The 12,727-nt window shown below is 29.6% G+C and carries 12 protein-coding genes and 1 pseudogene; 3 read left to right on the top strand and 10 right to left on the bottom strand.

Annotated features, from left to right (window positions below; all coding sequences use genetic code 11):
• Both SAMSHR1132_RS08020 and SAMSHR1132_RS08015 read right to left on the bottom strand, forming a co-directional pair.
• Window positions 1–1,359 carry an FtsK/SpoIIIE domain-containing protein gene (locus tag SAMSHR1132_RS08020; protein ID WP_001251192.1) on the bottom strand — a complete coding sequence of 453 codons (1,359 nt, stop codon included), beginning with the start codon at window positions 1,357–1,359 and terminating at the stop codon, window positions 1–3.
• 62 nt (window positions 1,360–1,421) lie between these two features.
• Window positions 1,422–1,688: a hypothetical protein gene (locus SAMSHR1132_RS08015; RefSeq protein WP_000453449.1), complete on the bottom strand. Its 267-nt coding sequence runs from the start codon at window positions 1,686–1,688 to the stop codon at window positions 1,422–1,424.
• 237 nt (window positions 1,689–1,925) lie between these two features.
• On the opposite strand from SAMSHR1132_RS08015, the gene SAMSHR1132_RS08010 reads away from it, so the two are divergent.
• Entirely contained in the window at window positions 1,926–2,402 is a 477-nt protein-coding gene (locus tag SAMSHR1132_RS08010) for a hypothetical protein (RefSeq protein WP_001031902.1), read from the top strand.
• Window positions 2,403–2,574: 172 nt separating this feature from the next.
• On the opposite strand, the gene SAMSHR1132_RS08005 is transcribed toward SAMSHR1132_RS08010, so the two are convergent.
• The 8 genes from SAMSHR1132_RS08005 to SAMSHR1132_RS07970 form a co-directional block, all read right to left on the bottom strand.
• Window positions 2,575–5,070, bottom strand: coding sequence for an ATP-binding protein (locus tag SAMSHR1132_RS08005; RefSeq protein ID WP_001049261.1), 2,496 nt, complete (start codon window positions 5,068–5,070; stop codon window positions 2,575–2,577).
• A gap of 34 nt (window positions 5,071–5,104) precedes the next feature.
• Window positions 5,105–5,488: a TcpE family conjugal transfer membrane protein gene (locus tag SAMSHR1132_RS08000; protein ID WP_000358144.1), complete on the bottom strand. Its 384-nt coding sequence runs from the start codon at window positions 5,486–5,488 to the stop codon at window positions 5,105–5,107.
• Between the two features lie 11 nt (window positions 5,489–5,499).
• Window positions 5,500–5,760 carry a TcpD family membrane protein gene (locus SAMSHR1132_RS07995; protein WP_000015639.1) on the bottom strand — a complete coding sequence of 87 codons (261 nt, stop codon included), beginning with the start codon at window positions 5,758–5,760 and terminating at the stop codon, window positions 5,500–5,502.
• A 4-nt stretch (window positions 5,761–5,764) separates the two neighbouring features.
• A complete protein-coding gene (locus SAMSHR1132_RS07990; protein ID WP_000692002.1) occupies window positions 5,765–6,820 on the bottom strand; it encodes a conjugal transfer protein in 1,056 nt (351 codons plus the stop codon).
• Between the two features lie 60 nt (window positions 6,821–6,880).
• Window positions 6,881–7,972 carry a replication initiation factor domain-containing protein gene (locus tag SAMSHR1132_RS07985; RefSeq protein ID WP_000173102.1) on the bottom strand — a complete coding sequence of 364 codons (1,092 nt, stop codon included), beginning with the start codon at window positions 7,970–7,972 and terminating at the stop codon, window positions 6,881–6,883.
• Window positions 7,973–8,146: 174 nt separating this feature from the next.
• On the bottom strand, window positions 8,147–8,449 hold the full coding sequence (locus SAMSHR1132_RS07980; protein ID WP_000386891.1) for a hypothetical protein: 303 nt from the start codon (window positions 8,447–8,449) through the stop codon (window positions 8,147–8,149).
• A gap of 13 nt (window positions 8,450–8,462) precedes the next feature.
• Window positions 8,463–8,783, bottom strand: coding sequence for a DUF961 family protein (locus SAMSHR1132_RS07975; protein ID WP_000805734.1), 321 nt, complete (start codon window positions 8,781–8,783; stop codon window positions 8,463–8,465).
• Between the two features lie 150 nt (window positions 8,784–8,933).
• A complete protein-coding gene (locus SAMSHR1132_RS07970) occupies window positions 8,934–9,218 on the bottom strand; it encodes a hypothetical protein (RefSeq protein WP_000134542.1) in 285 nt (94 codons plus the stop codon).
• Window positions 9,219–9,261: 43 nt separating this feature from the next.
• On the opposite strand from SAMSHR1132_RS07970, the pseudogene SAMSHR1132_RS07965 reads away from it, so the two are divergent.
• Together SAMSHR1132_RS07965 and polA are read left to right on the top strand one after the other, a co-directional pair.
• A pseudogene (locus SAMSHR1132_RS07965) lies at window positions 9,262–9,825 on the top strand (hypothetical protein); the annotation flags it as partial.
• A gap of 259 nt (window positions 9,826–10,084) precedes the next feature.
• The gene (gene polA / locus SAMSHR1132_RS07960; protein ID WP_001038287.1) at window positions 10,085–12,715 is read left to right on the top strand and encodes a DNA polymerase I; all 2,631 of its coding nucleotides are present in this window, start codon (window positions 10,085–10,087) and stop codon (window positions 12,713–12,715) included.
• Window positions 12,716–12,727 lie beyond the last annotated feature (12 nt).

Genomic DNA, 12,727 nt, shown 5'->3' with positions numbered 1-12,727 from the left:
TCACTCCTTATTTAATATTTGTTTCACATCTTCTACAAAATCATACTGTTCCATTAAAGGTGCATCAAATAAAATTGGTTCATTATATTGTCCAAGTATAGAAATATAACCTCGGCCGATATCACTATCATGAATCGTTTGAAATTCTTTATCAGTTTGACCAAAGGTCATACGATAACCATCATTTGACAAATTACCTAAAGACACACGTAACCCTAATTGGTCACGCACATTACCTTTAATCACATCTGCATCTGGTCTTTGTGCTGTTAAAAACATAAATACACCAGCTTGACGACCTTTCATAATAATATTAATTAAATAATCATTCATTTCTTGTAATTCTTTTTTATCTAAAGTTGAAGTAAAAGCCGTTACCTCATCAAAAATAATGAAATAGGGGCGCATATCAAAATTACGGAAATCATTCCCGATTTTATAATCCGAACTATCATTCATTAATCTAAAACGCTCTTCCATTTCATTATTAGCTTCTCTCAATTGTTTTAATATTTGGCCTTTAGTATCTGCAACTTTATCATCACCAATAACGCGCTTCATAAAGCTCAAATCTGAAACTTTTGGGTCTAATAAACGTACTTCTGAATGTCTACGGAATAACTCACGAATCACATAAAATAAAAAATATGTTTTACCACCTCCGGTTATACCTGTAACCAATCCATGAGGTGCTTTCACAAAATCCCAAGTAATTTGATGCGTAATAGCAATTTTTGTATCATAAAAAATTGTATTTGATTCTTGTTCGCCATTCATAACAATACGCTTTTTATATTTAAGTGGCATAAATTCATATCTCAAATAACGACCAATATGCTTTTTTTCTACTAATTCAGAATTAAACATTGGTTCAATAATCGTCTCTAACTCTAAATAATTATCTTGAAACCTCGAACCGTCTTTCTTAATATGAATAACAAAAGATTTTTTACCACGCTTATAAAACATTGTTGGATAATAATCATATTCAGTTTGTTTATAATCAATAGGGATATACTCAGTTGTTTTCTTGATTACTGTACGATTATGAAACCCTTGTGTTTCAATCATTTCAGCCAAATCTTTTGTTTTAAAACGTATTAAAAACTGAGCAATAAGCTTACATATCACAAATATAATTGCTGTACCAATCAATAAATACAATAAATGCGGTTTAAAATATGCAAACAACGTCAATATATCCAATTTTTTATTAACTGATTTATAATCAATAAACAAAATGTATATACGATATACCAAAAAAATAAATGCTAATGCACCTGCAAACATAAAATCAATATACTTCTGATAAGGCTGTATACGTATACCTTTAAATAAAGCAATTTCATTCATTGCCATTATATGCACTCCTTTAAAAATAAAAAGCATACACAAATAATGTGCATGCTTAAAACAAAATATTAATTTTCCAATTGTTCTTCCATATTTTTATTATAATCAGTAATACTTTTCTCAAAACATCGATGTGCAAAAAATAAAAGAATTATTGATACAATAAATAAAAACATCATAATAAAAAGCTTTCTCTTCCAAGATTTCCATTGATAATACTCAATATAATCATTTTTATAAAAATAATTTAAAACAAAAACACATACTATACATAAACTAATAACAATAAAGCCTACAAAAATAAAATTCATTGTTAAATTACTTAAAACTTCCAATATTAAATCGCTCCTTTTACAATATGTGTCAAGTACTTAACAAGTATTATACCTTATTGTATAATCATTTTAAATTATTTTATGTTTTTAAATATATTTGTTTTTATTTTATTAATTTCAACTTTATGTCTATTTTCTTCTTTATCTAGTAAATACTTAATCCGTTTAATCGATAAAAACAAAATAAATAACGAAGCAATACAATTCAAAACAAACATTTGAAAGGATGACCTCCTTATGAACAAATTTAAATTAAGTTGGTTAAATATTGGTACAGCTTTATTTATATTAACGTATATTAATATAGCTATATTTATCACTTATATATTTCAACCTAAAATACTAGTTGGCATCAAAGATATGTTAAATGCAATTACAAATAACCATATCTCTAAAATTTTTAGTAATATTAATTCTGATATGATTTATAATTTATATCTGTTCTATTTTTATCTAATTGGTGTTTGTGCTTGTTTACTTTATTTATCTATACTGCTTTGTGTCTTCAAGATAATAATTCCATCTCGAATAGGTGAAATACTTGGATGGTTAATCAGTTTACTAACACAACAATTTAATATTTTTTTAATCGCAAAAATGACTAATGATAAAATAGCCACCGACACTTGCATTATTTGTATTTCAGGATTCTTATTCTTTACTTATCTTTATTTAAACAGTCACGATTTTTCAAATAAACATCGTGACGCATAATTGATTCCTTTTCCATATTTTTATGTTTTAACGTTAAATACATACCATAGGGAATAATCCAATAAAAAATTACCCATGCAAATAATATAAATATAAATGATTTAAATATTTCAATCATTTATAACACCTCGTTTAAAAGATACACTTCAATAAAGTGTATCTTTTTAATTTTTTACATCGCAAATTTTTCTTCTGCTTTAGAACTTGCAGAATCTTCTTGTGTTCTAAATGCTTCAGTCATTTCCTCAAATGGACAATGTACAACCATTTTTCCAACACGTCCATAAAAATCACTGAATATACATTGACCTTTCTTTAAATCTTTCAACATCTCCATATTTTCAGGAGATTCTTTTGAATATTCTAAGCCTAAAGATTTTAAAATATCCTCACGTTCATCTTTTTCATCAAATGCAAAATGACAACCAAAGTTACCACCATCATCATCTGCTTTATCTTTTACCGATTGTGTAATAAATACAAGTGAATTATTCTCAGAACGTCCCGTTCTTTTTATACGCTTACCAACTTTTTTACCTTGTCTTGAAGCACTAAAAGCCCAACCCTCATCAATAAATATAGTCGTTTGAACATCTCTACGAGAACCGAATTTCTCTAAAAACTTACCAATTAATAACATTAATGTAATCCCATTTTTCTCACTTGTTGAATAACTTGATGTATCATCATCTGCTTTAGGCATATCTAAACCTTTAACCTGTAAAATAGTTGCTTTTTCTTGAATATTTAAAGCTGGATTCGTACCATCACTAAAAACAAGTTTTAAAATATTGTTTTGCGTTTTTTCAAATAATAAATCGCCTGCATTTTTTACATGCTCATCTTCATTATTCTGTAATTTTTCAATTACATTTAATGAACCAACTTTTTTGCCATTTTCGCGTTCTTCAACCGTATCAGAAATAGCTTGATAAATTGCCGTTTCAATATGATGATAATTTTCAAAAGATTTAATTTCATCAAACACCGATTTCAACATTTCATTGGCTTCAATACCATCTAAAAATACAATAGGGTCTAAACAACCATAATTGGTTGAATCTTCATAATTCAATGTTACATATTTAAATGTTTTTAAATGATTAATAAATAGGGGATACTTTTGTTGCATTTCTTCACTTTCTGTTACTCTATCAAACCATTCTGCAAACTCAGATTTTGGATCCCAGTACAACATTTGACCTTTAAAGAATGATGTATAAATCCACAATAGTTTTGCTAAAAATGATTTACCTTTACCAGTTTGACCAGTAATTAAAACATGCGGACTATCACTGACAGCCCCCTTAATACCTTTTGCTGCCAACAATAAACTAAATAAAATTATATCCCTTGAACTTGCAACAGCTTCCTCACGTGAAACAGAACGTATAAATTTATCAATACGCCCTATATAAAAACCCGTTTTTGTTCCCAAACTTTGAGACACACCAAATAAATTCTCTGCTATACCTGTTGCCGTTGTTCTTTGTAACCAATACTTATTAATAAATAAATCATTACCATGTAAACATTGATAAAACAATTGTAACTGGTCAGCTAATGGATTAACTGCATATATTTGAGTTTCCTTTAATCGTTTCATCAAACGCTTTGCTTTACGTTTACAATCTCTATAATCATCACTTTTAATTACAAACATAAATACCCACTCAATAAATACACCTGAGCCAGTCACTTCTCGTTCCATTTGATTCAATACAAACAAATTATCTTGAACATCTTCCGAAGCACTGTCGCCAGTATCTTGCTTTTCTTTTGCTTGTTGTTTATGATTTATTTTCGCACGGTCAAATTTTTTCTTAACTTTCTCATTATTAATGATTTTTGCTTTTACATGGCATTCAACCGGAAAAGGCATATTTTGAGCTTTCTCAAATAAATGTGTATATTCCATATCTAACGGAAAATCATCAACAACAACTGTTGTTGTATAAAATTTCTCGTTATCATTTTCAACTTCTAAAACACTCAAGCGAGTAGGGTCAATTACTGCATTATAAATATCTGTAATAGCTCTTCTTGAAGATTCTTCCTGTACGTCATGTGTTGCATTTGAAATAAAAGGCTTTCTAATAATATAAGCCAATTCATTCTCAGTTAAACGCTCGCCTCCAATACCTAGAAAACTATCAGCCAAATCTCGTTCAAATGTTTTATACTTATCTAAAATTTTATCGTCTAAATTCACATCAAAACCAAAATTCGAAACAATACGCTCAGCCGTATCTGATAATGTACTTTTTAAAATCTCTTTAAGTGTAACTGCATCGTCAGCTAATTCACGTATTTTAACACCCATAACAAAAGAATTATGCGTAATCATTTGTAATTCTTGTTCTAATACGTCAATAGTTTCTTTTGAATAATATTCAGCTACATTAAAAGCTTCATCATCAAAATCTTTACTAATTTCTTTAAATTTATTTCGCAAATCTAAATCGTGGTCATACATTTCAAAATGAAAATCTTGATAACCTTTAATCGACTCTAAAAAATAACGCATACGCTTTTTTGATTCTTCTTTTGCATCATAATTTGCTGTTGATATAGACTCAGAACGAACACGATAATACGCCCAAACTTCGCCAGTTTTCGTTAATAACAAATTATCTCTTAAACCTGCATACGGTGCTTTTAAATTCATGTCATCCCTCCAATAAAAATAACCCCAATAGGGGCTATTTAAATGTTATTTTTTTATCATGATATTCTACTTCTTCATCATAACTTAATTTAACTTTTCTTAATTGCACATTAAAAACAAATATTACAAAATCCCATAAGAAGAAAAATAATTTCTTTCCATCTTGTTTTAACTTAACAATATATTTCGTTATATAATAAGGTGCAACCGTAAAGTAAATAAACATAAGTCCACCAATCGACATAATTACAGGCTGTAATAAATACCAAAATAACAAAAATAATATAAACCACACAATCAAAAATGTAGCCCAAAAATCTAAACGAAAACCCTTATTAATACGAAACTTATCTGTAAATTCATACATAACTATCGGTTGTTCAAAAGTTCGCTTTAAATTATAAGCTTTTTTATCCAAATGGAATCACCTCAACCGCCAAAAATCATTTTCCAAACACCTGCAATCGCATTAAATACCTGTTCAGGACCTTTAGAAACTAAGAATAAAAAGCCACCAACAACAAATAATATAACCATATGCCCATATTTACCACTAGCCCATTTTACAATACCAACAACCAATACTACTAAACCAATACCCGTACCTACTTCATTACTTATCCAGTCACCAACTCCACCAAGTGATGGACGGTCAGCACCTAAAACAAAAAAATTAAATAAACCACTCATAACATTAACCTCCAATAGAATTAGTCATATTTTTAACGTAATATTTACCATCTTTTTTTGTTATATCTAATGTGTAATGCTCCAAATTCTCCAAAGGAGAATCTTTATCTTTCATCAAAATTTCAACTTTAGCAACATAATCATCGCCTTTTGGATATAACCTAATTTCTCTTATCTGAGAAACTTCTCTAGTTCCTTCTAAGCCCTCAGGGTTATCCATTAAATAGGCCATATCATCAGACTTACTAGAAGCATATTTATTAAAGAAATCTTCAATAAAAGCTTTTGCTTTCGGATTGTCTTCCCGTTTATTGTCTTTCAAATTATCCTCAACCATTTTAGCTTTATTCAATTGACTATCAGGGATTGGCGTAAAATAAGGATATTCAACAACAACATACTTATTATTTTCACTCTTAATAGGTATATTTATTAAAATGTTTTGATTTACTTTACGTTGCTTTTCTTCTGTTTTTGTTTCATACTCATCTTTATCTTTTTCACTTTTCTTTTTCTTCTTAACTTTAACTTCTTTCTTTTCAGTAATATTCACATCATAATTAACAATATACTGTATAATTGTTTGTTTATCTTTACGTTTAATATTATAAAATTCTTTACTATTCAATTTTCGTTCTGTATCTGAAATTTTTTCATCAGGTTTTTTATAATCTGATGGAAAATATTTCAACAATTCTTTTTCTCTAGATTCCAATTCTTTTGAATCTTTCGAGATATTCATATACGTATCAATAAACTTATCAGCATATAACTTTAATTTAGGACTATACTGAACTGTATTCGCATTATCTTCATACTTTTTTTGAATCATATTCGTTTTATTAACTGCTTCTTTACTGTCATTATTTGCTCTTGTAGCTTTAATAAAAGAAGCTAATAAAAGAATTAACAAAATAGCTAATAATGAGTAAAAACAAATTACAATCATCTTACGACGATTTTTAAATTTTGGAATTACTCGGCGTTGTTCTTTAGGAATATCAAAATGCTTTCCGTTTTTAGAAAATCGTGTTAAAATGTACTTGCTTATTATTTTCATAAACGATTTTCTAAAATCCTTTACGAAATTTTTAATAAAAATCACATCCCAGTTATTTTTTTAACACTTATCTTTTGATAAGTGCTTTTTTTGTTTTAAAGCCTCCAAATAATGATTAATTCTATTCGTATGCTCATCATTAAATTGTGAATGCGCTAAAATTTTATCTAAAAAATCAGTATCTGTAAGCAACCCCTCAGATTGCGCCATACTTTCGGCAGTTAACACTGTATCTAAAGTAGTAGCAACTTGTTTACATAACCAATCAAGATTATCCTCAATGGACTTTAATGTTGGTCTAGTAGTTAAATTCAATTTTTCAGTATCTTTAATAAATAACGCCCAAGGTCTATATAATGGCCACCGCTTACGATTTTTATCATTTCCATCTTTAGGAGGAGAGATAAAACGCAAATTATTATGCAATATAGACTTTACAATTTCGCTTATATTATCTGTTCTACTCAAAACTTTCGCACAATTAACTGCATATGCCTTTCGCATTTGTATTTCATAACGATTCCATAACCCAATGTCTTCGACATCACAATGACGTTTAAACGCTTGTTCATAATTCTTTTCATAAAAACGACAATATAAATTGCTTTGTTTAGAACCAATATAAAAAGTAGCGCCTTTACTTCTTCCGTCTGACAAATTAAAACCGTTTATTGCGCTTCCAGCTCTAAAACGTGAAACACACTCAGCTTTTTCAGCCTTTTTAATTAATAAAGGCACTTTTAAATATGTTTTATAATCATCAATTGCAATATCAATTCTTGTAAAATTTGCATTAACTGATAAACATTTATCAAAAAAATCTTGCCAAGTTTTATTCAACTGTTGTAAATGATGTTCAAACTCTCTACAACCTGTACCAGTTAACTGTAAGTGAATGCCCATTGATTCATCATCACTTGAATAATACAATTTAATGTTTGAAAATTCATAACCACGATTATAAAAGTAAATGCCACTATTTCGTTTTTTGAACAACGTTATAGGCAAACCGATAACGTCCTCAATCACTGCTGAAATAGGGGCTATATGGAAAGTGACCTGAACCCAGTCAACAACTGCCTCCACGGCACTTTTATTTGTACGCTCTACCCCCCTATTAGTAAGGGGGGTACACTGGCTTTTTAAAGTCATATTTATTTATGCCTCCTATCAAATCGCAAGCGATTTGATACATGACCGTTCTTGCTTTCTTAACGCGTATTTGTCGCAGGCTCCGCCCAAATGCTTAACGCACTCCGTGCTTGCATTTCTGCGCCTGCATACGCTAAAAGCTACACGGTCATGTTAAATCACTAATACTATATGTTAAACATCAATATCGCCAATATAAATACAATCTTCCAAATTCACTTGTAGCATTCTGCCATGTCCTGCTTCACTCAAGCTCATACACAATAGACAAAGGTCAGCGTAAATTTTAGGCCGACCTTTTACCGTATTTTCTTTAACGTAACTATCATTAAATTTAGACTGTATTTCTTTAGCTAAAGTCATTAATGAAACTTTATCGCCCCAATTTATACGACTAGCAACATAGTTTAAAATAGGTTCACTCAAATTTGAACTATTTGTGTAGCGATATAATCTATCTGCTGTATAATAATCCATTTACATCACCTAATTATTTTTGTTTAAGTGCACTATTAGAACCAACTACTTTAATATCTTCTGCATTCCAGCTATATGCGATAGTTCCAAAATCGCCTGACATTTGAACATACATTTTAACGTCTGGTTCAACTAATTCGCATTCTTGTAAATAGTTTAATTCTACTTTATTAGGCGTTTTAACAGTGATTTGTTCGCCTTGCTCTTGACTCGCTAATTTATATGCATAAACAGTTTTATCAGTACGCTCTCCATTTTCATATTTATATTTTTCATCTACACCTAAAAAGTTTAATTGTCCTAAAGTTTTTTTAATATCCAATACTGGTTTCATAATATATCCATCCTTTACAAAATTTTTAATAAAATTAAACGACTTCTAAAGGGTCGCACGAATAGGAATAACTCCCGCAAATCCGTACCACTGCATTTTTGATAATGGAGTGTCTATGCTTCTCCTGACCTATCATATTTTTAATCAAACCTATCGGTTCATCACCTCAAAAAATTCTAAGTCTTCAATTGAAATATGATACATCTTACAAATAAATGTATTAGACACACCATATTGTTTTAAAAATTTATAATCCTTATAAGTAAATCGATAATCATTCTTTTTTGCCATTTCACAAACTTCTAATATACGAAAATATGCAAAATTATACATTTTACAAATTTTTCTTTTAGAAATACCATGAAATCTTAAAATTACAAATTTAAGATAATTTAATTGATTTGAACCATCAAAAAAAGGTGTAAACTCAGTCATAATTATCAATTCCTTTCATAAGAATTAACTGTTAACTAGAGTTTACACCACCAATAAAAACACTGACATTGGCTTGGTTAGTTTTGTGAATATTATTGTGTGTGGTTATTTTGCATTATCATTGTTTGTCGGAATATATCTATGTATAACTGACCAAAAAACGCAAATCACACTATATATATTACTTATTTCAATTTTAATGGCAGCAATGACACTAGTCATTGTAACGCCCATTGAACCAGGCAACTTTTTAGTCGTATATACTTTACATGTCATAATTTTAATCATTTTAATAAAAGAATTTCGAAAATATAAAACGATTGATATTAAGTATATTAAAGGTACCGCTATAGTATTAGCAATGGTGTATTTAAGTGCATTCAGTTATGTACACTTTGAACATGAACAAAGAATTCAGTTATTAAAACAACAAATTAAAGATCATCCACGGCGGGAAGTTTATACTGTTGAATCGTTGCCATTTGAGCATTATATGCACCATCCGTCACCAATAAATAAGAACTATCAAGAGTGGTTTAACAATTATGAAGAATTACCAAAAATGACTAAAGTCAAATATATACCTTTTGGTTCAGACGAATCATAAGTGATACTAGATTACAAACTTAAATTATGAGGCATAAGCATGCACGTATTATCATGCTTATGCTTTTTTTGTGTAAATAAAAAAAATCTATTCTTTAATAGATAGTATTCATTTGTTACAATAATTTATTTTTATTTATCGAAAATTATAGGGCTGACAGTTGATGAATTACAAATAATACAGGCAATAGTTTCTTTAATTACGACATGGCTGACGAATATGCTAAAATATAAATAAATTAGTTCTGGAGGTTAAAATTGTGAATAAATTAGTATTAATTGATGGTAATAGCTTAAGTTTTAGAGCTTTTTATGCGTTACCTTTGTTATCAAACAAAGCTGGCATTCATACTAATGCTGTATATGGTTTTGCTATGTTATTAGAGAAAATTTTAAAAGAAGAAAAACCAGATCATTTTTTAGTTGCGTTTGATGCAGGTAAAACAACTTTCAGACACGAAAAGTACAGTGAGTATAAAGGTGGGCGTCAAAAGACACCACCAGAATTAAGTGAACAGTTTCCGTATATACGTCAACTATTAGATGCTTATCATATTAAACGTTATGAATTAGATAATTATGAGGCAGACGACATTATTGGCACATTAAGTAAAGAAGCAGATAAGGCTGGATTTCAAACAATTATCATTACTGGGGATCGAGATTTAACACAGCTAGCTACTGACAATGTAACGATTTATTACACTAAAAAAGGTGTTACTGATGTAGATCATTATACGCCTGAATTTATTTCAGAAAAATATAATGGATTAACACCTAGTCAAATCATTGATATGAAAGGTTTAATGGGAGATTCATCTGATAACATACCAGGAGTTGCGGGTGTTGGTGAAAAAACGGCTATTAAATTATTAAATCAATTTAATACAGTAGAAGGCGTTTATGAGCATCTAGAAGAAGTTTCAGGTAAAAAGTTAAAAGAGAAACTTGAAAATAGTAAAGAAGATGCATTAATGAGTAAAGAATTAGCAACGATTAATGTGGATAGCCCAATAGAAGTTAGTTTAGAAGATACATTAATGACTAATCAAAATGACCAGCAAGAAAAAATTGAATTATTTAAGAAGTTAGAATTCAAACAATTACTAGGTGATTTAGATCAAACAGTAGGTAAAGCGGAGTCAGAAGAGAAGACTTTTGATATAGAGACAACATTTGACAAAGTAGATTTTGATTCATTAAAAGAAGCTGCTATCCATTTAGAATTAGACGGAGGCAATTATTTAAAAGACAATATTTTAAAATTCTCTTTATTTACAGGTGATAAACATGTAGTTATTAATGCTGAAGACATTAAGAAACATAAAGAATTAGTTAAATGGTTGGAGAACCCAAATACGAAAAAGGTTGTTTATGATGCCAAAAAAACATATGTTGCATCTCATCGCTTAAACATAAATATTCAAAATATTACTTTCGATATCATGTTAGCTAGTTATATTATTGACCCATCTCGCACAATTAGCGACGTTCAATCAGTTGTTTCTTTATATGGTCAAAGTTTTGTAAAAGATGACGTTAGTATTTATGGTAAGGGTAAAAAGTTTAAAGTACCTGAAGATAATGTCTTAAACCCATATGTAGCGTCTATTACTGATGCAATTTATTTTTCAAAACCAAATATGGATAAGCAATTAGAAGAATATAATCAAGTTGAACTATTAGCTGATTTAGAACTCCCTCTTGCTCAAATTTTAAGTAAAATGGAAGAAACAGGTATATATACTGACATTAATGATTTAAAGGAAATGGAGATAGAAATCCAACAAAAATTAGATGTCTTAATAAAAAATATTCATGAGGCTGCTGGTGAAGCATTTAATATCAATTCACCAAAACAATTAGGCGTTGTGTTATTTGAAACATTGAAATTACCAGTTATTAAAAAGACGAAGACAGGCTATTCAACAGCAGTTGATGTTTTAGAACAATTGCAAGGTGAACATCCAATAATTGAGTATATTTTAGAATATCGTCAATTATCAAAATTGCAATCGACATACGTTGAAGGATTACAAAAAGTGGTAAGTGACGATCAACGTATCCATACACGTTTTAATCAAACACTAGCACAAACAGGTCGCTTATCAAGCGTGGATCCAAATTTACAAAATATTCCAGTTAGACTTGAAGAAGGACGCAAAATTAGAAAAGCATTTAAACCAACGTCTAAAGATAGTGTTATATTATCAGCTGACTACTCTCAAATCGAATTACGAGTGCTAGCGCATATTACACAAGATGAAAGTATGAAAGAAGCATTTATTAATGGCGATGATATTCATACAGCAACTGCCATGAAAGTGTTTGGTGTTGAAGCGGACCAAGTTGATAGTTTAATGCGTCGACAAGCAAAAGCTGTTAACTTTGGTATAGTTTATGGAATAAGTGACTATGGTTTAAGTCAAAGTTTAGGTATCACTAGGAAAAAAGCGAAAGCGTTTATTGATGACTATTTGGCAAGTTTCCCAGGTGTAAAACAATATATGTCTGATATTGTTAAGGATGCAAAAGCCTTAGGTTATGTTGAAACGTTATTACATCGACGTCGATATATACCTGATATTACGAGTCGTAATTTTAACTTGCGTGGATTTGCAGAACGTACAGCAATGAATACGCCAATACAAGGTAGTGCAGCAGACATCATTAAATTAGCAATGGTTAAATTTGCAGAAAAAATGAAAGACACAACATACCAAGCTAAACTTTTATTGCAAGTACATGATGAATTAATCTTTGAAGTACCTAAATCAGAAGTTGAATCATTTAGTGAATTTGTAGAAGATATTATGGAAAATGCATTACAATTAGATGTTCCATTAAAAGTAGATTCAAGTTATGGTGCAACTTGGTATGATGCGAAATAAAGAGAGGAAAAC

Origin of the sequence: Staphylococcus argenteus, assembly GCF_000236925.1 — a bacterium.
In the GTDB taxonomy this organism is placed as follows: Bacteria; Bacillota; Bacilli; order Staphylococcales; family Staphylococcaceae; genus Staphylococcus; species Staphylococcus argenteus.
This window is presented reverse-complemented; position numbering and strand designations above follow the sequence as displayed.